The sequence below is a fragment of the Peribacillus sp. NPDC097224 genome (genome assembly GCF_044761985.1).
In the GTDB taxonomy this organism is placed as follows: Bacteria; Bacillota; Bacilli; order Bacillales; family DSM-1321; genus Peribacillus.
The window spans coordinates 524,821-551,145 of the sequence record NZ_JBIWDK010000003.1 but is presented as its reverse complement, the minus strand read 5'-3'; the positions used below and the strand labels follow the sequence as shown (position 1 = coordinate 551,145).

Here is a 26,325-nt window from a genome sequence, read left to right as displayed (position 1 = left end):
GATCTAATATCCTCGTCCCATTTTCATAGGTTATAAAACAAATTGATCGATCAATCTTATCAGTTCCGCAATCTCCGGTTTGCTGATCTGTGCATCCGCACCGACTACCTGCCCTTTATGGCGTAGGCTATCTGTAATCAACGATGAAAATATAATGACCGGCAATTCAGCGAGTTTGCCATTCTCCTTAATTCTTCTAGTAAGATGATGCCCGTCCATTTGAGGCATCTCAATATCCGTAATCACCAGTTGGATTTCCTCCACAATCGTTTTGCCGGCTTCTACGAGCCCTTCCAAATAATTGATGGCATCCTGACCATTTTCGTAGAACTCCAATTGCTTAAATCCGGCTTCAGTCAATGTATCGAACAGCAACTTACGCAGTAATGGCGAGTCCTCAGCAATCAAGATTCTCTTTTCGGAATTTTGACGTTGACCAAGTTTTCTAACCTGCTGAACATTGATTCCTGACTCAGGATTGATTTCGACGACGATTTTCTCAAAATCCAGCAATAATATCATTTCACTGTTTAGTTTGATAACGCCGATAATCTGGCTTTCCAAGCCTTGATACATATCCGAAGGCTTTTCGATTTGTGTCCATGAGATACGATGGATCTGTGTCACCGTATGGACATGGAAGACGACTTTTTGCTGATTGAATTCAGCGACTATGAATTTATCCTGTTCTGGATTTTCCGATGCAGGAAACCCTAAGGCATCAGCTACATTAACGACAGGAAGCACTTCACCACGAAGCTCAATGATCCCCTCCACATTCGGATGGGAGTGAGGCACAAGGGTAATATGTACAGGATTTATGATTTCCTTCACTTTAATTACATTTATGCCGAATTTATTCTTTCCAATCCCGAATTCGACGATTTCAAGTTCATTCGTACCGCTTTCAAGTAATATTCCTTTATTGGCTTCCATTTATTTATCTCGCCCTTCCCTTACATCTATCATTTATTTATTCAATATACTACTTTTCTAGATTGAAAAATAATACATTTTAGCAAAAAAGACCTATACCTTATAGATAAATGACTTCTACCTAATAATTCGGTTATTTACGCCGATTGTTTAGAATCCTGGGCAAAAAATAATATTGTGAAAATGAATTACCGAGGCACACGAAAAAAAGAAGGCCCACCTTTGAGCCTCCCTACTTTGATTCATTTACTTTTTTACGACAAGCGTTCCGACTATCATATCGTGGAGCGCTTGTTTCTTTTCCGTGAACCCGGCCATGATATAGCCGATATAAAGGATGACTCCTGAAATAATCGTAGCGAAATAGCGGCCCGCAGCCTTGCCGAAACCGATACGATTTCCATTTAAATCCACCACTTTAATATTAAGCAGTTTTTTCCCGACAGTCCCCTGCCATTTCGAAGAGTGTAATAGAGTATAATATAGAAAGCTAATAAGTATAGCTAAAAATAAGGTGATGAAAGTCCCGCCCATGAAGGCCAAGATTTCTCCGCCTCCCGGCTCATAATTGGGATCAAGCATGTCTTCCTGAACGCTTGACATGCTGCCGAGCCAAATTAGATTCACGATGGTCATCAGGATTCCTGTGGGGATACCGATTATGATTCCATCAATGATATTGGCACCAAATCGTATCCAAAAACCTGCATACTCTCTTCCTTCATCTGGATAAACCTCTACTAATCTTTCCATAATAAACTACCTCCCTTTCACATTTTTGGAAATTAATGATAACCTATCCATTATAACAAAGACTTTTATCATTGTTCCATCAATATGGCAGATCGCTTAATCGATTTTACCTATTACGAGACTTTTTACCTATTTCCAACCAGCCTTTTTTGACGAAATATAAAAACATCATAAAAGCAATGCCACCCATCATCCCAAGGATTACATAATAGCCATAGTGCCAATTCAATTCAGGCATATACTTAAAGTTCATACCATACACGCCCACTATGAAAGTGAGTGGCATGAAAATGGTCGTAATGACAGTCAAAGTCATCATCGTAGAATTCATATTATTCGAATTGACCGATAGATAACTATCGCGAATATCTGAAGAAAAATCCCGATAGGATTCAAGCATCTCCGTTAGTTTAATAAGATGATCATATACATCATGAAAATATAGATGCTGATCCTTTAAATAGTTCAACCTATCAGAAGTAATCATCCGATACAATAAGTCACGCATGGGCAGGATTGTACGACGAAGCTTCGACAAATCCGTTCTCAAATCGAATAGCTGATTCATCAATTCCGATATCGTTTCATTCTCCGTGTTATCCTCGATACTGTTAAGCTCGCTTTCCATTTTATAAACAGGAGGAAAGAATTCATCGACGACCCGGTCAATCAGTCTATGCATCAAGAAGAACGGCCCTTGCTTTAAGGTTTCCAACTCAGGGATTTCCCTCCAAACCTCTTCTAGTTCCTGGAGTTCTTCCTTATGAAATGTGACTAACCATTTTTCCCCGATAAAAAGACCCAATTCGACAGCCTTGAAGATTTTCTGCCTTATGGCATGTATCACGAGGAATTGATAGCCTTCATAAAAATCCATTTTTGGCCGCTGGTTATAGTCATCAAGGCAATCTTCGATGGCTAAATGGTGAAAGTGGAAATGGCTCGATAGCACCTTTATTTCCTCTACAGTAGGTTTTGAAAAATCCACCCAATACCATTCAATATAATCATCACCTAATTTTTTTAGCTCTAAATCAAAAATGACCTCTTTTTCTTTTGTTATGGCACAGGTTCTAATCATTTATATCAATCCTCAAAATTTTCTTGATCTTGAACTTCATTATACCTTCAATACATTAATCACAAAAAGTATTTTTTCCTCTCCCCTTACAAAATGATAAAATAGAATGGATTTGATACATTCATATAACCATTCACAAACTGATAAGAACAAGGAGGATATTCAAATGGAACATTTAGTAAACCCGCTTGTAAAAGAGGTTCAAATATCTGGAATCCGAAAATTCTATAATCTAGTAGCCGATATTAAAGGGACCATTTCTTTAACGATAGGTCAGCCCGACTTCCCTACACCGCGACATATTAAGGAAGCCGCAAAACAGGCGATTGATGATGATTATACGGTTTACACCCATAATGCCGGATATTTGGAATTAAGGGAAGCCGCGAGCGCTTATGTAAAAGATAAATACCAGCTTTCATACAATCCAGTCAATGAAGTCATCGTCACTTCGGGAGCAAGCGAAGGAATCGACATTACATTTCGGACCATCCTCACCCCTGGAAATGAAGTGATCCTCCCAGGCCCTGTCTATCCAGGCTACGAGCCGATCATTAAAATGAGCGGGGCCGAGCCTGTTTACGCTGACACGACTAAGAACGGTTTTCGTTTGACCGCTGATATCCTAAAAGCATACATAACCGAAAAAACCCGTTGCATCGTTTTGCCTTACCCTTCAAATCCAACCGGGGTCACACTAACGGCAGAAGAGCTACAGGACATCGCAGAGCTCGTGCGTGGCAAGGATATTTTCATTTTAGCCGATGAAATATATAGCGAGTTGGTTTTTGACCAGGATCATGTTTCAATCGCCACTTTTTTAAGGGAACAAACCATTGTGTTAAATGGTTTATCAAAATCCCATTCAATGACTGGTTGGAGGATTGGTCTGTTATTTGCTCCCGAGTCGATTTCTAAACATTTGTTAAAGGTCCATCAGTATAACGTAACTTGTGCCTCCTCCATCTCGCAACGTGCTGCCTTAGCTGCGTTAACAGTTGGAAAAGACGATAGCATGTCCATGAAAACGGAATATGCTAGTAGGAGGGACTACGTGTACAACCGATTACAAGCAATGGATCTGGATGTGGTCAAACCGGATGGTGCCTTTTACTTTTTCGTAAAACTGCCTGAAGGCTACCCATCCTCCTTGGAGTTCTGCCTGGAACTAGTAAAACAGGAAAAGGTAGCTGTCGTTCCTGGAGATGCCTTCTCGCCACTGGGGGAAGGATACTTCCGGATTTCCTATGCCTATTCCATGGAAACACTTAAAGAAGGATTGGATCGTATCGCAGCCTTTTTAAAATAACTGTGAATATAGTATGCACAAAAAAATGGCCATCAACAGTAGGAACCGTTGAGGCCATTTTCTTTGTAAAAAAGAGAGTATGGCAATATTAATACAACCTTCGTAAGAATCGCACTTCGCGATAGCCTTCTTCCTTATTGGTTGTCGTAAGGCTGACCTCGACTATTGAACCCAATAGATCCGTCATCACCTCTTCAAATTCCCTGGCGTTTCGCGGTTTCGAATGCCCTAGGTTTTTTAACTCCCTCATTAATATTTGAAAACCAGCATCGGTCTCGATATGACTGAATTTCACCGGTAAGATCAAGGGGCTCTCATTCATCAATTTCAATTCCCAACGAATGGGCTTTGTTTGGTGAATCGTTTTTTCCCGTTTATACCCCTCGATTCGGACAATATATATGCCATCTTCAAGTTCCTGGAACTTCATGTGGATATCGTCAAAGTCACCCATACGTATCTCTCCTTTTTGTAAAGGCTGTCGCTTACAGCTTATTCAAAAAAGGAGCGGATAGCACTTTTAATTATAGTGTTTATATAAAGCCTGGGTGCCGCTGTTCTCCTCACCAGCCTCTGCAAGCCCATCATACAGAGATTTGCTCAAAGTTAATCCAGGCGCATCCCACCCCATTTTCTCCACTTCATCAAGTGCAATTTTCATATCTTTAATAAAATGCTTGATATAAAACCCTGGTTCAAAATCACCTTTGACCATTCGTGGGACAAGATTGGATAGGGACCAACTGCCGGCAGAGCCCGAGGAAATGCTTTGGAGGACTTTTTCCGGATCAAGCCCTGCCCTTGTAGCGTATGAGATGGCTTCCGTAACCCCGATCATGTTGGAGGCAATCGCTATTTGGTTGCACATTTTCGTATGCTGACCTGAACCCTCAGGGCCTTGATGAACAATATTGCTTCCCATGCACTCAAGAATTGGGCGTACTGTTTCAAATGCAGCAGGATCTCCGCCCACCATGATGGTTAGATTGCCATCACGGGCACCCACATCTCCTCCGGAAACTGGGGCATCAAGAGCTTCCAGCCCCTTTTTCCGTGCTTCTCCCGCTATCTTCATGGCCAAGGAGGGTGTGGAGGTTGTCATATCTATTAAAAGTGTCCCTTCTTTTGCACATTCAATAAGTCCCTGTTCCCCCAGATAAATTTCCTCGACATCACTCGGATACCCGACCATGGAAATGATCACATTCGTTTGTTGGGCAATCTCCCTAGGTGTTGCTGCCCACTTTGCCCCCTTACCAATCAACTCTTCTGCCTTTTCCTTGGACCTGGTATAAACATGTACCTTGTAACCTGCTTTAAGCAAGTTTCCCGCCATACTCTTTCCCATAACCCCTGTACCAATAAATCCGATTACTGTGTTTTTCTCTTTCATGTTCATTCTCCCTTCGAATCATCTGTGAATTAATGCAAACTAGATGGATTTAACCATCCCTCCATCTACCAAATAAGATTGGCCGGTTAAATATGTATTGGCCCCAGAAACGAGGAAGGTTACGAACTTCGCAAATTCCTCTGGTTCGCCATAACGCCCAAGCGGGATGTTACTAAGGGCTTTCCCTGTGATATCTGCAGTTGAGACACCCTGTTTCTCGGCATTGAATTGATCCAGATGTTGAATGCGCTCGGTTGAGATTCGACCCGGTCCAACCGTATTGATCAATATCTTGTCTGGTGCTAGCTCAGTAGCCAATGTTTTCGCCAATCCCACGATTGCCGTGCGGAAAGTATTCGATAGCAATAGGCCAGGTATTGGCTCTTTAATAGAAGACGATGCAATGTTAACGATCTTGCCGCCTTGTTTTTTTAGAAGCGGTAAGCTTTCACGAATGGTTCGGATAAAGCTCAATAAATTCAGTTCAAATGAATGTTGCCAGTCTGCATCACTAAAATCATTAAATGTCCCCCCTGGAGGACCTCCGGCATTATTGATAAGGATATCTAGCCCGCCAAATTCTTCAGCCACTTTCTCCACCAACGACTTAATATCATCAGGTTTTGTAATATCCGTCACTTTATACGACACTTTCCCCTTGCCGATCTTTGATAATTCCTTTTGAACTGCCACCAATTTTTCTTCACTTCTCGCAGCGAGCATGACGTTGGCACCTTCTTTAACAAGCTCTTCCGCTATTGCTTTTCCCAACCCTTGGCTCGAGGCCAGAATTAAAGCATTTTTCTTTTGTAAATATAAATCCACTGTACTTCCCCCTTTTTCATAAAAAATACCAAACATGATTTTATTATATCCTTTATTGTATAAAGTGAAAAATCTGAATTATCAATATCCCAATTCCCCGGAGAGTTTTATCCTATCCCCCCAAAAAAAATCGCCGGCTGGAAAACCCAGCCGGCTTTAAAAGGGGGAAATGAGAATGTCAGTTGCTCATATCGAGCTAAACAACTGTGCTTGTCCTTTATTTACCCATGTATAACGTTGTTAAACATCTTTTGGAAGATTTCAAAAAAATAAACACGGTGCTTTCATCCATTGAAGTTTCATTGGACGAAAGCGCCGTTTGTCATGCTATTTATTCACTTTTTCAAGTACAGCTTCTTTCACTTGTTCGTTTGTATCCATCACCAAGACATCTTGTGATAGTTTTTTCATTTCTTCAAGTGAAAGTTTCCTGATTAGAGATCGAGCTTTTAAGATAGAGGTGGCACTCATCGAGAATTCATCAAGGCCCAACCCAATTAAAATAGGGACAGCCACTTCATCTCCCGCCATCTCGCCGCACATTCCTGCCCATTTTCCTTCTTTATGGGCAGCATCAATTACCATTTTAACAAGTCGTAATATTGCCGGGTTATATGGTTGATATAAATACGAGACTCTCTCATTCATCCGGTCCGCTGCCATTGTATATTGAATCAAGTCATTCGTACCAATGCTGAAGAAATCGACCTCTTTGGCAAAAATATCTGCCATGACCGCAGTGGAAGGAATCTCAACCATGATGCCGATTTCAATCTTTTCTGCCACCGGGATATCCTTTTCAAGTAATTCCTGCCGCACTTCTTCCAACACAGCTTTGGCTTCGCGGAATTCCGTTAAGGTCGCAATCATTGGGAACATGATTTTCAAGTTTCCGTATATGCTTGCCCGTAGCAACGCCCGTAACTGGATACGGAAAATTTCTTGCTCATTTAAGCATAAACGAATTGCCCGATAGCCAAGGAATGGGTTCATTTCCTTAGGTAACTGCAAGTAGGGTAACTCTTTGTCCCCGCCTATATCAAGTGTTCTGACGACAACCGACTTTCCGGCCATCCCTTCCAGCACCGTCTTATAGGCTTCAAACTGCTCTTCTTCACTAGGCATTTCATTTCTTCCCATGTAGAGGAATTCTGTCCGGTACAAACCGATTCCTTCCCCACCATTTTTGTGAACACCATCTAAATCCTTTGGTGTCCCAATATTGGCTGCCAGCTCTACTTGGTGCCCATCTTTTGTAACCGTTTGTTCATGGACCAACTTTGCCCATTCAGCCTTCTGCAAGGCATATTTTTTCTGCATTTCCTCGTACTGTTGCACAAGTTCAGGGGTCGGGTTAATATGCACTTCGCCATTAAGCCCGTCTATGATGACCAAGTCCCCATTTTCGATGGAAGCGGTCACCGTTTTAGTTCCTACAACTGCCGGAATCTCTAATGAACGAGCCATAATGGCTGAATGTGATGTTCTGCCACCGATATCAGTCGTGAACCCTTTAACATACATCGGATTTAACTGGGCCGTATCAGAAGGCGTCAAATCCTCGGCAATGATGATCACTTCTTCTGCAATCATGCTTGGATTCGGAATATGTATACCCAAAAGATGAGATAGGACACGTTTTGTTACATCACGGATATCAGCGGCTCTTTCCTTCATGTACTCATTATCCATTTGTTCAAACATCGTAATGAACATGCTTGCAACTTCATGTAAAGAAGATTCAGCATTTATGTTTTCGGACTTGATTTTATCCTGAACAGGGTTCAAAAGTTCCGGATCGGAAAGTACTAGTAAATGGGCATCAAAAATGGCTGCCTTATCGGCCCCCAAATCCTGCTCGGCCTTGTTCCTGATGATTTCCAATTCTGAAGTAGATTTTTGGATGGCTTCCTTGAAACGGATTACTTCAGCCTCAACATCCTCAATACTCCTTTTTTCAACCGACAATTCCGGTTCGATAAGACGATAGGCTTTCGCGATGGCTATGCCGCTTGACGCTGCGATTCCACTTATCAGCGTGGACATTATTCTGCCAAACCTTCTCTGCTCAATGTGTCAGAAAGTGTTTTTAGAGCATCATTTTCATCGCTGCCTTCTGCAGTAATCGTGATTTCTGCACCTTTACCGATTCCAAGAGACATAACACCCATAATGGATTTAAGATTCACTTTTTTCTCTTTATATGCAAGGTTAATTTCTGAATCAAATTTACCAGCTGCTTGTACAAGCAATGTAGCGGGACGAGCATGAATTCCTGTTTCTGCAGTTACTGTAAACGTTTTTTCTACCATATAAATCATTCTCCTTTAATATAAAATAAACTAACAAGAATAGGATATGTAAGGTTTTTCCCTATTCATTTAAGAAAGATACGAAAATCTACGATTTCCTTTTCAGAATATCATTATCATTCTCAACAAACAAACCATAACTATCCTGTTTCTAAAGAATCGTACAAAAATTAGGATAAAACTGCAACAATTAATTTATTTCCTTTAAAAAGTTTTAGATGGACAGTTGTGCAGACTTTGTGAAAAACGCCTTAAAACTCAGTAAGATAAAGAGGATGACCGTTATGGAGACACTACCAAGAATCCCAATAAGTATGGCAATTTGATATTCTATGGCGATGAGCGGACTGATTCCCGATAGAATTTGCCCAGTCATCATTCCCGGAAGGAAAATGATCCCCATACCCAACATATTATTCAAAGTCGGCAGCACTGCCGAATCGAAAGCGGCATCCACATATTTTTTGACGGCTTTCTGCGGCGTGGCGCCAAGCATCAACATCGCCTCCACCTTATCGCGGTTACTTGTGATGCCGTCGTGCAGGTTCTTTAAAGCTAACGTAACGCCGGTCATCGCATTCCCCACAATCATACCAGCAATCGGGATAAAGTAACGTGGTTCATACCATGGCGTGAAATGGATGACGACCAAGTTAAAATAAAGCAAAGCGGCTATCGGACCTGTGAGCATACTCAAAATGACCATTCGTTTGATTTTCTTGCTGAGCGTAAAGGATATTTGTTTAAAAATATTTCGGATAGAGAACCAGGCTATCAAACATAAAAATCCTATTGAAAGCAAGGGATGGGGATTCTCGAATATATACGTCAATACATACCCTGCAAGAATAAGTTGGACCGTCATGCGTACTGTAGCGAGCAAAATTTGTTTTTCCCTCGATATCCCTCGCCATTTTACAATGATAAGCAGGAGAACCACGAATACATAGGCCGCACATAAACGCCAAAGCTCAATATTTATTATCCCACTACTCTCCATTAATAGTCCCCCTCCTTTGACTTTTTAAGAACGATCCTTTCCTCAGCATATTCATCCACAAGTTGCCTGGAATGAGTAATCATGACCACGGTTCCCATTTCCTGTTTCACTTTAGTTAAAAACCGGTTCATGACATCCAACTCTGACTCTTCATCAAGAGCGGATGTTGGCTCATCCAATAAATATACGTCAGGCTTTAATAGAAGCAATCTTGCCAATGCCAACCTTTGCTTCTCCCCACCCGACAATTTCTCTACATCAGCTGATAATGGCTTCTTTAACAATACCGTTTCAAGTACGTTTAGTAGCTCGTCCTTTGATTCCTTTTCTCTTTCGGTCAACTCTAATCCAAATTGGAGGTTTTCTTCAATGGTTCCAGGTAAGGTGAGTGCTGTTTGAGATAGCATCGTAACTTGGCGACGGAGCTCTATCGGGTTAAATGTTCCAAGGAGTTGCTCTTGATAAAAAATCGACCCGGTGTCCGGCTCATTCATTCTATTTAATAGTCTAAGCAGTGACGTTTTCCCAGCTCCGCTCTCCCCAGTCAAACAAGTTATTTTCCTTGCCGGGATTTCAAGATGGTCAATATTTAGAATCCCTTTAAACGTTATGTTTTCTAACCTGAACATATTTCCGGTTCCTACCTTTCTTGCTTCACGATTTCTTAATAAGAATAAACCATCAGAGAGGACAGTGGATATGGTGAAAATAGAATATTTTTCATTTTCTTTCATCATTTTATAAGGTAGTATTATTTGCGACCCTTACTTATCCATGACACCATGGAAAACAACTTGAATGGAGGATTTATGGTGACTACACCGACATATAGTACTTTTTTAAAATATGTATTTTTACTGATTTCGTTATGTGCGTTTACATTAACAGGTTGCCAGGAAATAACCGACGATTTGTCAGAAGAAAAGTCCACAGAAGAAACGAATACTTCCACCAAGGAAAACTCCCTTTCTACAGACCAAGTCTCCAATGAATCAAAAGGAAAAACCTTCACAGCTCAAATAGTTCGCGTGGTCGATGGCGACACGGTGAAAATTAAGACGTCTAATGGAAAGGAAGAAACGGTCAGGCTTCTTTTAATCGATACCCCTGAAACCGTCCATCCTTCCAAGCCCGTACAACCCTTTGGTCCTGAAGCTAGCAAGTTTTCAAAAGAGCTAATGCCTGCCGGTTCGGAGGTGGAAGTGGAGACAGGAATCGGTGAACGAGACAAATATGGGCGTCTGCTGGCCTATTTTTATGTAGATGGAAAAATGGTAAATAAACTTCTGCTAGAAAAAGGGCTCGCACGGGTCGCATACGTATATGCACCCAATACAAAATATCTTGACGAACTGGAAGCCATCCAGAAACAAGCTCAAAAAGAGGAAATCGGCATTTGGTCGATTGAAAACTATGCCACTTCGAAAGGATTCGATGATTCGAAAACGGATAAAGGAACAACAGAAAAAACCACCGAAAAATCATCGTGCTCCAATCCGAACATTAAAGGAAATATCAATTCAAAAGGTGATAAGATCTACCACATACCAAGTGGACAATACTATGATATAACAAAAGAAGAAGAAATGTTTTGTACAGAACAGGATGCAGTGAAGGCCGGCTTCCGGAAATCACAGAGTTAAGGTCATACACGTATCCATCCGTTCATTCTTGTAAATGGATAAAATAGAAAACGGAAAAGATACTGAATTTCCAGGGGGACATATTGTGAAATATAACAGGGATGAAGCATTTCGTTTTATTTTCGATCGTCCGCTTTCTGGTTTTTTTAGCATCATTAGAGTAAACAACTTGGAAAATAAAAGCCGAAATGGGGCCATGTCCGTTCTGGACATCAGTGCCGGAGGGCTCAAGTTCCAGTCCAATCTTGACCTTCCGGAGCAAGCGGACCTCGAGCTTTTGCTAACTTTCATCATAAATGCAGACGAGATTGATTTACGTGGACGAATTCTCTGGAAAAAGAAAAGTGGATCCGCTTATATGTACGGTTTCATTATGAATGAAAATGAAAGTTTGAAAGAAACGATAATCAAGGAACTGAAAATCTATCGGAAAAATAATCAATAGTTTCATTAGGCGCACCCGGCAAGCCGGGTGTGCCTTTATTTATTTTGTCTAACCCAATCAAAACTTCGAAATATCGATAATGGATGGTGCTTTTTTACGTTTTTCCGTCGCAAAATTCAATTTTCTCCCCTTTATTTTATGCATTTTTCCATTTCGATATATTCCATGAAATTATTTAAGGTGAAAGCACCCGGGAATATACGAAAAGTGCACTTTTTAAAAAGGCGTAGAAAATGGACGGTTTTACAAGTTTATCAGAACAATTCACTCCGATGATTCATCATGTTATCCGCTCACTATCCATTTATAAAAACAAAGAGGATTTCTTTCAAATTGGATTAATTGCATTATGGGAAGCTCAAGGCAAGTACAAGGAAGCAAACGGACAATTCTCCAACTTCGCATATACAGTCATAAAAGGGAGAATCATCAATGAATTAAAACGCCTCCATAAATACGACACGCATATCCAGCCAGTTGACGCAGCGGTTCTTGAAATAGAAGATCCCTTTTCTATGCACACAGAGGCCCTCGTGACAGAGAACCTCTTAGCCTACACAGAAAACTTGACATTGAACCAGCAACGCTGGCTCATCTTTACTTTCATCGGAAATAAAAATCAAAATGAAATCGCCAATACATTCAATGTCTCGATTGCAGCCGTGAAATCATGGCGAAAAACCACCCTTCTTAAATTGAGGAAGGAGATGGATATTCCATAAAAAAATAGGAAAAGGACGGTTCATCGATTCGAACCGTCCTTTTCCTATTTTAACTTCTTGCTTCCTCTAAATACGTATAAATGACTTCCCCATTATGTTGGGCATTTCCTCGGAAATGTTTGAAATCCGCTCTTTGAACAAGCACTTCACGAAAACTCAAAAATTCTTCCTTATTGATCCTGAACTCTTCCATTTCCCGATTAGCCAGTTTATTCAGGACTAGTTTTGCTTCTTCGGAATCCATTCTATTTCCTCCTTATTAGTTGTTTCTGTTCCTTACCTGTATAGGAGAAATTCCGTTTCTATTTTAACATAACCTTAACGCTTATTATCAATCAGAACTTTTTGTGGTCTCTTGACTATATTATTCTTTACGAATACATAAAAATAGTGCAAACTGTAAAGTAAAATATCACATTGTAAATTGATTGGTATTTTTCGTACATAAGTATCATCCAGACTCATACAAGTAAGAGTAAGTGTGCTTATATTGATTTCCATAATATGTAAAAAACACATACCTGTACTTTCTAACCAGTCATTATAACTACTCTATATCTTTTTACTTGCACTTCCCAGGTCAAAATCTAAACAGCAAGGTGTTCGAATAATCCATTTATTCATAGTTACTGATTATCATTGAAAACGAGATGGGAAAGGATGATTACCATGAAGAAAGCGGAAGTTGGAAATATCATTGAATTTAGAGAAGGCTTACAAGGAATCGTCGAGAAAGTGAATGAGAACTCTGTAATCGTGGACGTCACGTATATGGAAAATTACCTTGACTTGGAGCTTGAACAGAAGACAGTTGTCAATCATAAAAATTATAAGATCATCGGATGAAGGTACTGAACGACGGAATGGTTTTTGACCATTCCGTTTTCCTATGCAGGAACTTTATGGTTCATTTGGTTACCATGATATTATTTGTAACTTTTTTCTTTTTCATTCGTCTATATATAAAAGGGATGATTCTCTCCAGAGCGTCGATAGGTCATGCCTTTCTACACATATGAGAAATTCAACAGAAAGTTGAGGGAAAACGATGAAAAAATGGACGCAATATTTAGGCGGAGCGACAATGGCGGCCCTATTGCTGAGCGGATGTGGGACAACCACGGACGACAAGACGGCTGAACCACAAGAAGATACGGTAAAAGAAGAGAATACAGCAGGCTCAACAAATGGAGCTACTGATAGTTCTGAAGGGACAAAAAAGGTTAGGCTTATGGAACAGAATTTGCAATATACAAGTAATGGTGAAGCAAAAGAAGAAACAGCCTTCCTGAAAAATAGTGATAATCAACCATTCAGCCTATACGTCTTACAACAGTTCGAGTTGACTGCCGAGGAGCCTGGAAAGGATGTCCTTTTCCTGACCGATGACGACTCTGTATCCATGAGGATTGAATTATTAACGGGCGATGTCAAATGGGACGAAGTAGAGGAAAATGTCCAAACCCAACTGAAAAGCATTTCAGAGAAGATAGAGGACCCGGCACTTAACATAGATAATGGTTCCGGCTATGAAGTCGTGAACGGCGATGATGTGGTTACTTCTGTCTTACTCAAAGATGAGAAGTCCCCTGTCCGCTTAACCATGTTTACAAAGAAGGACAAAGATTACCGGGATGCCTTTCTAGAGATGGCTAAAACAATCCTGAAAGAATCCTGATATCAAAACGAGGGAAAGGGCACGTAAGCCCTTTCCCTCGTTTTAAATTTTTTTGCCTGCATCACTTTTCCAGACGAGGATTAAAAACAGTAAACTTATGTATCCAAATACCGGATAGAGATAACCCAGGAGTCTTCCATATCCGTACGTGCCGATAATCAACGCCACAATAAAGCTGAAGGCGATGATGAATATGCCAGGCACTTTAATATAGTTGCTGATTTGCCTCTGCAATCCGTAAATATTTCCGATGACTGAAGTGAAGATTTCGCCGTATATCACCAAGATGAACATCCAATGTAAATGACCGCCCACCATTTTCATAAGGACCGCCGATGGAATTTCATAGCTCATCACATCCGGAAGGGTCATAAGTGATAAATGCCCAGTGAGTAGAATAATCGTAAGGAATACCCCACCCAAAATAGCACCTTGCTTTATAATCCTTTCATCCTTAACCTCAAACGCCACCGGAACAAGCACCGCCTGCGCTAAAGCCAGGTTAAAAGCGGTATAGGCAAACGGGGAGAATATCATCTTCAAGCTGATCCGTTCTTCTGGGAATTGCGTTAGAGAAGATAAAAATTCACCCGTGCCTAAAGTCGAGAAGAACAGAATCAAGCTAAATAGAATCATGATGGGAACAACAAAAGAATTCACTGTAAAAAGCCCACGCATTCCTAGCATCAAAACCAATGAAGCCAGAAGGGCCGTTGTCCAGCTCCCAACGTTTTTCGAGATGCCAAGCTGTTCCTCGAAAACGGCACCTGATCCCGAAATCATGACCGCTGTAACACCTAGCAGCATGATAAGGAAAAAAACATTGATGACGCCCGCTAATTTCTTCCCAAATAAAAATTGATTGAATTCTTCATAGGAAGCTGCCTTGATCCTTGAGGAAATCAACATGATCTTCGTACCACTGAAAATGAAAATATAGCCTGCTATTAAAATCCCGATAAAGCCATAAAAGCCATAACGGGTAAAGAACTCAACAACCTCCTTTCCAGTTGCAAAACCCGCTCCGACAACTGTACCTACATAAACGGCTGCAACCTGAAAGATTCCTGACCACCTAGAAAGCATGTACACCCCTCCTCCCTACATCTATATGTAAGAGGGAGAATTTTAAGACAGTCCAAGTCAGTTTAACCTAAATTAATGGGAAAGCTTCGGTCCTCCCATTTTAAAAACGCTCCCTCTAAAGGGAGCGCCTTTCTATAGAAGACCCGCTAACGATTCACGAGATTTCACAACTTATAAAGCTTGGTCATCGACCGAACTCAGCCATTCATCGATAACCCTTACGACAGACTGCACAGTACCTTCTGCAAATGGGGAATCAAGGTTGGCCGATTCCACGAGCCCAAGGAATGATTTACTTCCTCCAAGTTGACAAAGGTTTAAATAGTCCTTCCACGCACTTTCATCTTTTTCCACAGACTTTTTCCAAAATTGGAAAGCACATATTTGAGCCAAAGCATAGTCAATGTAATAAAATGGAGACTGATAGATATGACTTTGACGTTGCCAATAGCCTCCGCCCTCTAAAAATCCGTTCTCTTCATAATCACGATGAGGTAAGTATTCCTTCTCGATTTTGCGCCATGCCTGTCTTCTCTCAAGTGGCGATGCGTTTGGATTTTCGTAGACAAAATGTTGGAATTCATCCACAGCCACCCCATATGGCAGGAACACGAGCGAGCTACTTAAATGGGAGAACTTATACTTTTCTGTATCTTCTTTGAAGAACAGATCCATCCAAGGCCATGTAAGGAACTCCATGCTCATCGAATGGATTTCGCAAGCCTCATAGGTTGGCCAATTATATTCCGGAATATCCAGGTCACGGCTTCGATACACCTGGAAAGCGTGTCCTGCCTCATGTGTAAGAACATCGATATCACCAGATGTCCCATTGAAGTTGGAAAAAATGTAGGGAGCTTTATAATCTTCAATGAATGTACAATATCCACCACTTGCTTTTCCTTTTTTAGCAACCAGGTCCATTAAATCATTTTCAATCATAAAATTGAAAAACTCATCCGTTTCGGCAGAAAGTTCATGGTACATTTTTTGACCATTTTCCACGATCCACTCCGCTTCGCCTTTAGGAACGGCATTCCCCGTACTGAATTGGAAATTCTCATCGTAATAATAGAGTTTCTCCAGACCTAGGCGTTTCTGCTGACGTTCCTTCAAGCGGGTAACGAGCGGGACCACTTCCTCTTTCACCTGTTTACGGAAAGCTGCCACCATCTCTGCATTATAATCGGTCCGTGTCATGCGATAATAACCTAGCTCGACGAAGTTATCATACCCTAATGTCGTTGCTATGCCATGTCGCACCTTTACCAGCTCATCAAAAATCCGATCCAGTTCGTCCTGCTTCTCTGCAAAGAAACCATAGTAAGCATCACTTGCCATTTTTCTGATGGAACGGCTCTCAGACTCCATGAAGGGCTGAAGCTGTGCCAATGTCCGCTCTTCTCCCTCAAATTCAATTTTCGCGGAAGCTATTAACTGTGAGTACTCACTTGCCAGCTTATTTTCTTTTTGCAGTTGCGGGATGATTTCCGGCGAGAACGTTTTGAGCTGTGCCTCAGCCAAATCAAATAGTTGCCTTCCCCACTTGGACTCAAGTTCCCGACGGAATTTCGATTGAACGAGTTCTGTATAAAACGCGGAAGTCATTTCCTCCATTTCAGGTGAGAATTCGTCCAAATAATCATTTTCATTTTTATAAAACTCATCAGTCGTATCAATGGTATGCCGAATATAGACCAGATTGCTCATCGTACCAACATAGTTTCGAATGGCATTTATTTCACTTATGGCCTCTACTTGTTCTTCAACCTCAGTCGCATCCACAAACTGCTTAAGAGCTTTCGTGAACTTCCCTTTAATGTCATCCAATTCAGGCCGTTCATATTTATACTCATTAAATTTCATACTTACACCCCAATTTCATCATTTGTATCCCTTTTTCCCCAAAAAACACCTATCGTGTTCATTGGTTGCCAGTTAAAATAGGACATAATTACATTCGCCATATTCTTATGTAAAGCCTTCCTATTTACGAAAAAAGTAATAGGGTTCTCCGCCTTTAGTGGGCATGACCGTCAGTTTCGGACGAATCATAATAAAACTACAAAAACACCTCAATTAAATTAAGGTGCTGGTTTACTGGATTATTTTTTTGCGGAGTAACCAATCTTTTTCAGTAATTCTATTGCCGTTTCTTTTTCCTCTTTCGTAAGGACGCTCATCACATCATCGATTCTTTTTTCATGATCAGGAAAGACATCCTCAATAAAGGCTTTACCTTTATCCGTAATTTTGGCAAACGTTACACGTCGGTCATCTTTACAAGCTATCCGCTGTAAAAACTCCTTCTGTTCAAGCTTGTCCACTACATAAGTAATGCTACCGCTTGCAAGCAGGATCTTGCCACCGATTTGTTGAAGAGGTTGATCACCTTTATGATATAACAGTTCAAGTACGGCAAATTCAGTAGGATTCAAGCCCGCTTCAGCTATATGTTTATTCACTATATCATTAATCGAACGGTGAGCTCTTGACATCACGATAAACAGCTTTAATGACTGTTGGATGCTATCATTCCCCATAACTTCACAACCTTAAAATTTTTAATTAAAATATCTTGAATTGAAGGTTATTATATTCTATTGCGCCTTTTTTGTCAATTTGCCTATAGGGCATGGCTATTGCTATTGTTTAATTCTCCAGTTTGATATACTAAAAGAAAAAATAAAAGTAGTGACCACATGAATTCAAGGCAGAGATTTTCGAAATACATACTTATTGTCATTTTACCATTAATCATTTTAACTATCACTTATTGGTTATATTTTGATTATTCCATCCAAGAAGAACGGAAAGCAAAGGCTGAATGGATTGGATCCGTTTATCAAAAATCGATAGACCAAGTAATCAGGGAAACCAAGGGAAATGTGGAATGGTTGAGTCGTAACCGTTCTATTCCATATATGGACGAAAAATCAAAGAATCAATTGTTAGACTCCATCAAAGATACAGACCCCAGATACGCTGACATTTATCTACTGGATCGAGAAGGAATGACCATACATAGTACAAGCAAGCAGCCCCCCCAATCCAAATTAATTAATCATGAAGATATGGACTTAGCTATAAATACTCAAAAAGCGGTGATGGCCCACAAAACAGGAATTGATGATTTGAATTGTACATGCTTCACCATCTTCGCCCCAATATTGGAAAAGGATAAGGAAGTACGGGGATTTTTATTGGTTCAGATCAAATTCGATTATTTAAAGAATATCTTGAATACACTTTCACCTGAACAAACAGTAAAACTTCAAACGAATGAGAGAGAAAAGGTCGTTGATATAAATATCGGGAATGTAAACCCAAGTTCAAGATGGATGACCCTCCCCTTGACAGAAGCCGAATGGTCCATATCAGTTAAAATGCTTGAAAAAAAGGATACCCAAAACATCCATATATTCTATTCTTTTATATTTTTCACCTTCATCATCACCCATGTGATTTATATTATTGTATATGAGTTCCTCTATCGTAGGAATTCAAAAAAACAAAAACAACTCATTGATGACCAAAAGTTGAATTTCGTAGGTACACTTGCAGCAAGTACTGCACATGAAATCAAAAATCCACTCACGGGCATAAAAGGACTTGTCCAATTGCTAAATGAGAAGCATCCAGATGAACAAGACCAGTTTTATTATTCCATCATCATGAAAGAGATAGAAAGGATAAACAGTATCGTCAGTGAGTTCTTGATTCTAGGTAAGCCGATGGTGCAAAACTTATCCTCATATGATGTACGCGGTATCGTTGCTGAATTAAGACCGATAATAGAATCTGAAGCTCGTTTTTACTGTATCGAAGTCGAATGGGATATAGTTAGGTCACCACTTCCTGTATACTGTACGAAGGACCAACTCAAGCAGGTCATACTTAATATAGCAAAAAATGGCTTTGAGGCCATGGAACAAGGCAAAAACCTGACCATACATATTTATCAAAAAAAACAAGAAGCTATTATAGAAATCATTGACACTGGACACGGGTTGGAATCGAACGACATCCAGAAAGTATTTGAGCCATTCTATACTTCCAAAAAGGAAGGGACCGGTTTAGGACTTTTCGTCTGCAAGAGAATCATCGAACTCTTCAATGGAACAATCGAGATTACAAGCAAGCTTTCGGAGGGTACGACGGTCATGATTCGCTTACCAATCCTAAAAGAGAACGTGAGTAAGTAATCTATATGGAAAGAATCACGTTTCAGTAAAGTAAACCCTTCTATCCTAAGATAATCATCTTGACGGACCTTAAATAAAAGGTCACTAGAATAAGATTCTAATTTAGAAAGAAGGCAAATACATATGGCAAGTACCACAGCAACTAAACCTATACCAAAAAATCAAGAGATGACCCTCAAAATAATGATTATTATTGGCATATGCCACTTAATGAATGATTCTCTTCAGGCCGTGGTACCGGCCATGTTTCCCATCCTAGAAAAATCCATGTCTTTAACTTATACACAGTTGGGCATGATTGCCTTCTGCCTGAACATCATCTCATCACTTCTACAGCCAGCTGTCGGATTTTATACCGATAAAAAGCCACTGCCTTATGCTTTGCCAGTTGGATTAACCAGCACATTAATCGGAGTCATCATCCTGGCTCTTGCACCAAACTATATAACTATACTCGGTGCTGTCGTTTTAATGGGCTTTGGATCAGCCATTTTCCACCCAGAAGGATCCAGAGTCGCCTATATGGCTGGAGGTCCCAAGCGTGGATTGGCCCAGTCAATTTATCAAGTGGGTGGAAACAGTGGGCAGGCACTAGCTCCGCTCATCACGGCCATCATTCTTGTCCCGTTCGGGCAGAAGGGCGCTCTCTGGTTTGCTTTCGTTGCCTTTGCCGCGGTCATGCTATTACTGTACATAGCCAAGTGGTATTCCCAAAGGCTCGTGCATTTTCAGCCAAAAACTCTGGCGGCTAAAGTCGTTAATAAAGAGCGTTCCAATAAAGTGGCCAAAGCCTTGGTCTTAATATTATTCATTATCTTCGCCCGCTCCTGGTATGTATCCTGCATGACAAATTTTTATAGTTTTTATTTAATCGAACAGCACTCATTCACAATAAAAGCGGCACAGATCTTCCTTTTTGCCTTTTTAGCCGCTGGGGCAGTCGGGACATTTTTCGGTGGCCCGCTCGCCGACCGCTTTGGGCGGAAAAACGTGATACTTTTTTCCTTTGCTGCAAGTACGCCGATAACCGGTCTTCTGCCATTCGTACCACCGATTGCAGCTTTCATTCTATTACTGATTGCCGGATTCATCATCATGAGCAGTTTTTCCGTTACCGTCATATATGCACAGGAATTAGTTCCCGGTAAAGTGGGGACAATGGCTGGTCTAACTGTAGGACTCGCTTTTGGCATGGGGGCGATTGGATCCGTTTCATTGGGGGCGATTGCAGATATTATCGGGATTGCAGCCATGATTAAAATCGTAGGATTTTTGCCCTTGCTAGGGATCCTCAGTGTCTTCCTACCAAGTGATTTCATGTTAAAACAATGGTATCCCGAAAAATAGGTTTCACACTGTAACCAATTTGGATAATCAAAAATACAATACATTATTGTTTTACCCAGAGAAGAAGAAAAAAGAAAGAATGAAAAAAGAACAACCATGCAAAGGAGAAATTTATGAGTGGAGTTTTATTAGGCAGTATCCTCTCTGCTATGTCTACAGGGGCCGGTGCGCTACCGATTCTTTTCATTAAAGGGTCCATGACCCATCGATTCAGGGATACACTTTTAGCATTTACAGCTGGAATCATGATGGCTGCTTCCTTGCTAAGCCTCATTCCAGAATCATTGGCAACCGGGGGGTATATCCAACTTATCATCGGGGTTTTCCTCGGAGTCTTAACTTTAACGATGATGGAAAAAAATATTCCACACATTGATCTCGGCCATACGAAAAGTGGTATTCAATTTGATGAGAAAGCTTTGCTCATCATCACGGCCATCACATTGCACAATATTCCTGAAGGTCTCTCCGTTGGGGTCAGTTATGCCTCAAATGCGCCTGATACAGGGAATTTGATAGCTTTTGCAATAGGTCTCCAAAATGCTCCCGAAGGCTTGCTCGTCGCATTGTTTCTAATCAATCAAAAAATTGGGAGATTCACGGCTTTCATAATTGCCACCTTAACTGGCGCCATAGAAATCGTCACGGGTCTATTAGGATATTACTTAACCTCTTATATTGAATTCTTGGTCCCTTATGGTCTTGCATTTGCCGCTGGGGCTATGCTATTCATCGTCTACAAAGAATTGATTCCCGAAAGTCACGGGGATGGGAATGAGCGCACCTCCACCTATTCCTTCATAGTCGGACTCTTATTTATGGTCATCTTATTGGAAATTCTATGATAATTGAACATGACAAAGGCTGGCTCCTTATGTGAGTCAGCCTTTTTCCTTTTTAAACAGCCGCAGATGATAATTTATCAAGCTGACTGTTAAGAATATATCTCCTGACATAAAACAAATCTTTGACAGGCACTCCTATGAAACTGACTCCATACCGATATGCATCTTCCATTTCCCGCTCATTTTGTATCCTGATGGTAAAATGATTCCTGGCATGATCAATCATAAAGGTGATGGTATGCAACTCTGCTTTCATTAGTTTGTTTTCACACGAAAATCCTAGGCCCTTGATGCTCAAATCAATCAACTGAACCCTTTCACTTTTTTGGGGGGACTGGATTTTTCCTTGAGCAACATACGATACCCTTGCAGCCCGTCTTCTTTCACTATCCTGAAGGGTATCGTACCATGGAACAAATAAGTATAGATTATTCTCTTGTTTTTTTATGATATTCGTTTCGAATGTTTGGGATTTATGCAGGCAGATAACGGCATCACCGGAATTAAATCGATCAGGATCCATAACAATGACATTCATCAGTTCCCCTTCGATAAAAAATAATGCCGCCTGGCTAATCTCCCCTCGTTTTACTAGTTGAATATATTCCATTCTTGACCTCTATTTCTTCATAGTCACTGCTATCCAAAGATAAATTCACGATCCATTTTCTTATATATTTTATTAAAGGAAGTAATCATTGTAGAAAGGTTCCTGTAAGATGACGACCAAGTCTTTTGTTTCCACTCTCATTTCAATAGGCGTATGATGTTGCAGAATCAAATATTCATTAATCAGTTTATCAAGCTCCTCACTGATCCGAATGGTATGATTATGACTCATTCCGTGTATTTGCGCAAAATCCATCATTTCCCACCGTTTTATTCGTATTTCGTTACAAATTTCCATTGCATTCCGACAATTCATACCTATATTCACTACTCCTGCCCTTTTTAGAGTTTGATTATATTTAAGAATTATTACAAAATATACCTTATATGTAAATAGGTTCGCAAAAAAAGACAAAACTTCTTATATTGCGATAAAATTCAAAGCAACAGAAGACAGAAAATGACGGGAACCCTTATGACCTTTTCAAACAAAAAAAAACCCTTCAATTTATGAAAGATTTCAAGTACCCAACCTTGTGAAAAGAACCAGTTACCCAATTGGCATCATCCTCTAAGCTTCACTTTTAATGGGCAAATAGATATGAAAAACTGTCCCTTTATCGACTTCGCTTTCCACTTCGATATATCCATTATGTTCTTCTATGATTTTATAGCTGACCATCAATCCGAGGCCGGTCCCTCTTTCCTTTGTCGTATAAAATGGCTCACCTAACTTTTTTAACTTTTCTTTGGATATCCCGTTTCCTTGGTCAATAATCGAGATGCGAACGTGGCTATTTGATACTTGGCTCGATTGGATACGAATTGTGCCGCCATCCGGCATGACTTCCAGTGCATTTTTAATAATATTGATAAATACTTGTTTTAACTGATTTGCTTCACAGAATATGTTGCATGCAATTCCCTCAAAATCTGTCTCAAAGCGGACATTATTAAGTAAAGCTTGTGCCGCTAAAAGCTCCAGTGTCTCTTTCAGGATGATGTGCAAGTCTTGTTCCAAATATTGAAGGGCCTGCGGTTTAGCCAAAACCAGGAACTCTGTAATAATCGTCTCGATGCGCTGTATTTCTGAAGTGATTATGTGAAAATAAGTAGAGAAATCCTCTTTGACCAAATCTTCAAGCAGTTGGATGAAACCTTTTAAAGCTGTCATGGGGTTTCTAATTTCATGGGCGATTCCGGCGGCAAGTTCACCAACAACATGTAAGGTATCCGATTTCCTGATTTGTTCTTGCATTTCAAGCCTTTCACTTACATTGCGAAAAATGGTTAAATTCAGGTTTGAATACAGATTGCCTCTTGTTAAAAATTCAATATGCTTAATCCTTCCATCTTCGAATTTTAGTGGAATGATGGAAGAATACACTCCTTTTTTATATACCGCTTCCACATGTGCATTCAAATCAATTGCATTTTCCGGTACTTTTCCGATGAATTCCTTTACGGTTAGAGAAAGGAGTTTTTCCTTAGAGATTTCCAGTATTGCCTTGCCTGATTCATTAAAGTCCGTAAATCCATCCTTGTTCCATAAGATCAACCCATCAAGTGACCCCTCAAAAATTTTCCTGAATTTCTCTTCACTTTTCCTTAATTCTTTTTCTATTTCCCAGCGTTCGGTTACATTACGAAAGATGGTTACATTATACCCATCGCCCTCATGTTTCTTTGCCGTTAATTCAAGTAATTTGATTTGATTGTTTGGCATCTTATAAAAAATATCATCCCTGACTTGGCCGTCTCTTTCAAAAGTAGCAAGCATTCTTTTAAAATAACGATTTTCCTTATAGATGAATTTCCATATGTCACTGCCAATCATTTCTTCCTTAGTGGATTCAAATATTTTACAGGCTGATTGATTGACTCGAAAAATAACACCGGCCTCATTCCAAAAAACGATTCCTTCCATCGATTGATCAAATAACTCGGCAAAAATCCTTTCGCTCGACTCTAATTTCTTTTCAATAATATTCGATTCAGTGATCTTCGAAAACGTCGTTATGAATAATTCATTTCCGACTGGTGTACGGGTTGAAAAAGTAAAACGACAAGGCTTCCCATGTAGGGTTACCTCCAATTCACCCATAGAATTCAATGTTGTAAAAATTTCACTAACCCCTTCGTCTAGCTGTGACTTATCATCATGTGTCACCAAATCTGATAGTCTTTTCCCAATAAGATCTCTTTTATTGATTTTCAAACCATTCATGAATGCGGAGTTTGCCTCTAGTATAAGTCCTTTACGACTTAAAAGGAGAATACCCTCTTTTGCTGTATCGAAATTATCCAAAACCATTTGCGTTGGCATCAAATTCCCGACCTGATCGATTTCAGACACATCCTCCAAACGAAAAATCCTCTTTCCACCTGAAAGTGTCCCAACCTGTATAAACTCAAACTCCCTCATGTTTCCATTATGGAGTTGTACCGCTTTCCTTTTCTTAAGAGGCTTTTTATGCCTGCTTAATCCCTCCACATCAACTGCAAGTAAGGTACTTGCTTGAAGAAAATCACTAAGCTTCAGTTTAGCCAGTTGTTCTCTGGGCTGATCGAACAACAAGCATGCCGCCTCATTCGCATAGGTGAATCTCAGGTTTTCATCGATCATTATATGGGGCTCTATAATGGAATTAAAGATTTCTTTATATTCTTCGATGTGTTTATTCAACCTGATGATCTCCTCATTACAGACAGCCTCGTACTCTACATTCATATTCAAACCCCTTTCCTAACCTACTTCCATTCATTTCTTTCGACACCTATCTCTTTCGACATCCACCCCAAATTCCCTCGCTATTCCAAAAAAAACAGTAGAATAGAATTAGTCATGCGTGTAAAATTTATATTGCCATTCTCTTAATTCATTTTTGAATTAAGGGAAATTTAAGCTCTTTCCATGATAATGGATTTCAATCTCTATTTTTAGGGTATAGAGATACAATGATTTCTTCTCCTAAAAATAAATATTTGGAGGCAACTATGAAACAACGTGATTTTTTCTTTGACAATGCTAAGTTCATTCTCATGGGCTTTGTCGTTTTTGGACACTTGTTGAACACCTATATAAACGATAGTGAAACGATTTATGCACTTTACAAAACCATTTATTCCTTCCATATGCCGGCCTTCATCCTTGTTTCCGGTTTTTTTGCAAAAGGATTTTATCAAAAAGGGTATTTAGCGAAAATCACCATGAAAATGATCGTACCTTATATCATTTTCCAAATCATTTACACAGTGTACTATTATTTTCTTTATGATCGTTCTTCCTTCAATGTAGACATGCTCACCCCCCATTGGTCTTTGTGGTTCTTGATCAGTTTATTTTGCTGGAATATCATGCTTCTCGGTTTCTCTAAACTGAAGCCGCTTGTCGGTATAGGTTTATCGTTCCTAATCGCCTTGCTAATTGGATATGTGGACTTCATTTCCAATTTCCTAAGCTTATCGAGAACGTTTGTATTTTTCCCCATGTTTTTAATTGGGTATCATTTAAACAAAGATCATTTAAAAAGACTATTTACACCTAAAGTCCATATAGCATCACTCTCTATCATCCTTGTTGTTTTCATCGGTTTTTATTTAAAAGCAGATATCAATTATAAATGGTTGCTTGGCTCTAAGCCCTATTCCGAGCTAGAGGAAGCGTCCATCATATCCATGTTTAAACGTCTTGGTTTTTACGGATTAAGTGTCATTACAGTGTTTAGCTTTTTATCCTTTATCCCAAGACAACAATATTTCTTTACCAACTGGGGTAAGCAAACCCTGTATGTGTACTTGCTTCACGGCTTCTTCATTCGTTTTTTCCGTGAAAGCACCCTTCAGGAATACTTTAGTAACACCGAAAGCTTCATCATGCTAGCCGGGCTTTCCTTCTTGATTACAGTTATGCTTTCAAGCGAAATCATAGGTTCCATGGCACAGCCCATTATCGAATTGAAAATATCCAGGACCAAACAGTTCGCTCGTAAAGTTAAAGAATATATAAAGCCTAGTAAAGAACATAAACAATCTACTACCAGGTTTTAGAACAAAAAGGGCAGCCATAGGGTTGTCCTTTTAATTTCTTCTATTTAACATTTTATACTGTAAGTGGTTTTCCAAAACCAAGAGAC

Annotated in this window: 27 protein-coding genes; 10 read left to right on the top strand and 17 right to left on the bottom strand. The window is 40.0% G+C overall.

Annotated features, from left to right (window positions below; genetic code table 11):
- Window positions 1-30: 30 nt before the first annotated feature.
- From ACIQXR_RS09405 to corA, 3 genes are all read right to left on the bottom strand, one after another.
- Window positions 31-936, bottom strand: coding sequence for a chemotaxis protein (locus ACIQXR_RS09405; RefSeq protein ID WP_402868006.1), 906 nt, complete (start codon window positions 934-936; stop codon window positions 31-33).
- A gap of 246 nt (window positions 937-1,182) precedes the next feature.
- Window positions 1,183-1,689, bottom strand: coding sequence for an RDD family protein (locus tag ACIQXR_RS09400; protein ID WP_402956116.1), 507 nt, complete (start codon window positions 1,687-1,689; stop codon window positions 1,183-1,185).
- A 106-nt stretch (window positions 1,690-1,795) separates the two neighbouring features.
- The gene (gene corA / locus ACIQXR_RS09395) at window positions 1,796-2,770 is read right to left on the bottom strand and encodes a magnesium/cobalt transporter CorA (protein WP_402956114.1); all 975 of its coding nucleotides are present in this window, start codon (window positions 2,768-2,770) and stop codon (window positions 1,796-1,798) included.
- Window positions 2,771-2,936: 166 nt separating this feature from the next.
- On the opposite strand from corA, the gene ACIQXR_RS09390 reads away from it, so the two are divergent.
- On the top strand, window positions 2,937-4,079 hold the full coding sequence (locus ACIQXR_RS09390; RefSeq protein ID WP_402956112.1) for an aminotransferase A: 1,143 nt from the start codon (window positions 2,937-2,939) through the stop codon (window positions 4,077-4,079).
- A gap of 88 nt (window positions 4,080-4,167) precedes the next feature.
- Here ACIQXR_RS09390 and ACIQXR_RS09385 read toward each other — a convergent pair whose 3' ends face one another.
- The 7 genes from ACIQXR_RS09385 to ACIQXR_RS09355 all read right to left on the bottom strand — a co-directional run bounded on the left by ACIQXR_RS09385 (window position 4,168) and on the right by ACIQXR_RS09355 (window position 10,238).
- Entirely contained in the window at window positions 4,168-4,533 is a 366-nt protein-coding gene (locus ACIQXR_RS09385; RefSeq protein WP_402868000.1) for a hypothetical protein, read from the bottom strand.
- A gap of 66 nt (window positions 4,534-4,599) precedes the next feature.
- Window positions 4,600-5,472 carry an NAD(P)-dependent oxidoreductase gene (locus ACIQXR_RS09380; RefSeq protein WP_402956110.1) on the bottom strand — a complete coding sequence of 291 codons (873 nt, stop codon included), beginning with the start codon at window positions 5,470-5,472 and terminating at the stop codon, window positions 4,600-4,602.
- A 39-nt stretch (window positions 5,473-5,511) separates the two neighbouring features.
- Window positions 5,512-6,297, bottom strand: coding sequence for an SDR family oxidoreductase (locus ACIQXR_RS09375; protein WP_402956108.1), 786 nt, complete (start codon window positions 6,295-6,297; stop codon window positions 5,512-5,514).
- 327 nt (window positions 6,298-6,624) lie between these two features.
- Window positions 6,625-8,343, bottom strand: a complete 1,719-nt coding sequence (gene ptsP, locus ACIQXR_RS09370; RefSeq protein ID WP_402956106.1) for a phosphoenolpyruvate--protein phosphotransferase — start codon at window positions 8,341-8,343, stop codon at window positions 6,625-6,627.
- A complete protein-coding gene (locus tag ACIQXR_RS09365) occupies window positions 8,343-8,609 on the bottom strand; it encodes a phosphocarrier protein HPr (protein WP_402867991.1) in 267 nt (88 codons plus the stop codon). The genes ptsP and ACIQXR_RS09365 overlap by 1 nt, the downstream gene beginning before the upstream one ends.
- Before the next feature lie 214 nt (window positions 8,610-8,823).
- Window positions 8,824-9,609, bottom strand: a complete 786-nt coding sequence (locus ACIQXR_RS09360; RefSeq protein WP_402956104.1) for an ABC transporter permease — start codon at window positions 9,607-9,609, stop codon at window positions 8,824-8,826.
- Window positions 9,609-10,238: an ABC transporter ATP-binding protein gene (locus tag ACIQXR_RS09355; protein ID WP_402956101.1), complete on the bottom strand. Its 630-nt coding sequence runs from the start codon at window positions 10,236-10,238 to the stop codon at window positions 9,609-9,611. The genes ACIQXR_RS09360 and ACIQXR_RS09355 overlap by 1 nt, the downstream gene beginning before the upstream one ends.
- Before the next feature lie 183 nt (window positions 10,239-10,421).
- On the opposite strand from ACIQXR_RS09355, the gene ACIQXR_RS09350 reads away from it, so the two are divergent.
- From ACIQXR_RS09350 to ACIQXR_RS09340, 3 genes are all read left to right on the top strand, one after another.
- Window positions 10,422-11,252 (top strand): thermonuclease family protein, encoded by an 831-nt coding sequence (locus ACIQXR_RS09350; protein WP_403079845.1) that lies wholly within the window; start codon window positions 10,422-10,424, stop codon window positions 11,250-11,252.
- An 85-nt stretch (window positions 11,253-11,337) separates the two neighbouring features.
- Complete coding sequence (locus ACIQXR_RS09345; RefSeq protein ID WP_402956096.1) at window positions 11,338-11,697, top strand: PilZ domain-containing protein; 360 nt, start codon at window positions 11,338-11,340, stop codon at window positions 11,695-11,697.
- A gap of 233 nt (window positions 11,698-11,930) precedes the next feature.
- On the top strand, window positions 11,931-12,419 hold the full coding sequence (locus tag ACIQXR_RS09340) for a sigma-70 family RNA polymerase sigma factor (RefSeq protein WP_402867981.1): 489 nt from the start codon (window positions 11,931-11,933) through the stop codon (window positions 12,417-12,419).
- Between the two features lie 49 nt (window positions 12,420-12,468).
- Here the strand turns inward: ACIQXR_RS09340 and ACIQXR_RS09335 are convergent, their stop codons facing one another.
- A complete protein-coding gene (locus ACIQXR_RS09335) occupies window positions 12,469-12,663 on the bottom strand; it encodes an abortive phage infection protein (protein ID WP_402867979.1) in 195 nt (64 codons plus the stop codon).
- Window positions 12,664-13,088: 425 nt separating this feature from the next.
- On the opposite strand from ACIQXR_RS09335, the gene ACIQXR_RS09330 reads away from it, so the two are divergent.
- Window positions 13,089-13,265 (top strand): YkvS family protein, encoded by a 177-nt coding sequence (locus tag ACIQXR_RS09330; protein ID WP_402867977.1) that lies wholly within the window; start codon window positions 13,089-13,091, stop codon window positions 13,263-13,265.
- A gap of 202 nt (window positions 13,266-13,467) precedes the next feature.
- The gene (locus ACIQXR_RS09325) at window positions 13,468-14,097 is read left to right on the top strand and encodes a hypothetical protein (RefSeq protein WP_402867975.1); all 630 of its coding nucleotides are present in this window, start codon (window positions 13,468-13,470) and stop codon (window positions 14,095-14,097) included.
- Between the two features lie 42 nt (window positions 14,098-14,139).
- On the opposite strand, the gene ACIQXR_RS09320 is transcribed toward ACIQXR_RS09325, so the two are convergent.
- The 3 genes from ACIQXR_RS09320 to ACIQXR_RS09310 all read right to left on the bottom strand — a co-directional run bounded on the left by ACIQXR_RS09320 (window position 14,140) and on the right by ACIQXR_RS09310 (window position 17,726).
- Window positions 14,140-15,183, bottom strand: coding sequence for a YkvI family membrane protein (locus tag ACIQXR_RS09320; RefSeq protein ID WP_402956094.1), 1,044 nt, complete (start codon window positions 15,181-15,183; stop codon window positions 14,140-14,142).
- Window positions 15,184-15,354: 171 nt separating this feature from the next.
- Window positions 15,355-17,049, bottom strand: coding sequence for a M3 family oligoendopeptidase (locus ACIQXR_RS09315; RefSeq protein ID WP_402867971.1), 1,695 nt, complete (start codon window positions 17,047-17,049; stop codon window positions 15,355-15,357).
- A gap of 239 nt (window positions 17,050-17,288) precedes the next feature.
- Window positions 17,289-17,726, bottom strand: coding sequence for a MarR family winged helix-turn-helix transcriptional regulator (locus ACIQXR_RS09310; RefSeq protein ID WP_402867969.1), 438 nt, complete (start codon window positions 17,724-17,726; stop codon window positions 17,289-17,291).
- 159 nt (window positions 17,727-17,885) lie between these two features.
- Here ACIQXR_RS09310 and ACIQXR_RS09305 point away from each other — a divergent pair, with 159 nt between their 5' ends.
- The 3 genes from ACIQXR_RS09305 (at window position 17,886) to ACIQXR_RS09295 (ending at window position 21,580) form a co-directional block, all read left to right on the top strand.
- Window positions 17,886-19,388, top strand: coding sequence for an ATP-binding protein (locus tag ACIQXR_RS09305; RefSeq protein ID WP_402956092.1), 1,503 nt, complete (start codon window positions 17,886-17,888; stop codon window positions 19,386-19,388).
- A gap of 117 nt (window positions 19,389-19,505) precedes the next feature.
- Window positions 19,506-20,735, top strand: a complete 1,230-nt coding sequence (locus ACIQXR_RS09300; RefSeq protein ID WP_402956491.1) for an MFS transporter — start codon at window positions 19,506-19,508, stop codon at window positions 20,733-20,735.
- Window positions 20,736-20,848: 113 nt separating this feature from the next.
- On the top strand, window positions 20,849-21,580 hold the full coding sequence (locus tag ACIQXR_RS09295) for a ZIP family metal transporter (protein ID WP_402867963.1): 732 nt from the start codon (window positions 20,849-20,851) through the stop codon (window positions 21,578-21,580).
- Between the two features lie 52 nt (window positions 21,581-21,632).
- Here the strand turns inward: ACIQXR_RS09295 and ACIQXR_RS09290 are convergent, their stop codons facing one another.
- From ACIQXR_RS09290 to ACIQXR_RS09280, 3 genes are all read right to left on the bottom strand, one after another.
- Window positions 21,633-22,190, bottom strand: a complete 558-nt coding sequence (locus ACIQXR_RS09290; protein ID WP_402956090.1) for a PilZ domain-containing protein — start codon at window positions 22,188-22,190, stop codon at window positions 21,633-21,635.
- A gap of 72 nt (window positions 22,191-22,262) precedes the next feature.
- The gene (locus ACIQXR_RS09285; RefSeq protein ID WP_402867960.1) at window positions 22,263-22,487 is read right to left on the bottom strand and encodes an aspartyl-phosphate phosphatase Spo0E family protein; all 225 of its coding nucleotides are present in this window, start codon (window positions 22,485-22,487) and stop codon (window positions 22,263-22,265) included.
- Window positions 22,488-22,760: 273 nt separating this feature from the next.
- Window positions 22,761-24,920: a PAS domain-containing protein gene (locus ACIQXR_RS09280; protein ID WP_402956088.1), complete on the bottom strand. Its 2,160-nt coding sequence runs from the start codon at window positions 24,918-24,920 to the stop codon at window positions 22,761-22,763.
- A 266-nt stretch (window positions 24,921-25,186) separates the two neighbouring features.
- Between ACIQXR_RS09280 and ACIQXR_RS09275 the strand changes: the two genes are divergently transcribed.
- On the top strand, window positions 25,187-26,239 hold the full coding sequence (locus tag ACIQXR_RS09275) for an acyltransferase family protein (RefSeq protein WP_402867956.1): 1,053 nt from the start codon (window positions 25,187-25,189) through the stop codon (window positions 26,237-26,239).
- The last annotated feature ends 86 nt before the right edge of the window (window positions 26,240-26,325 follow it).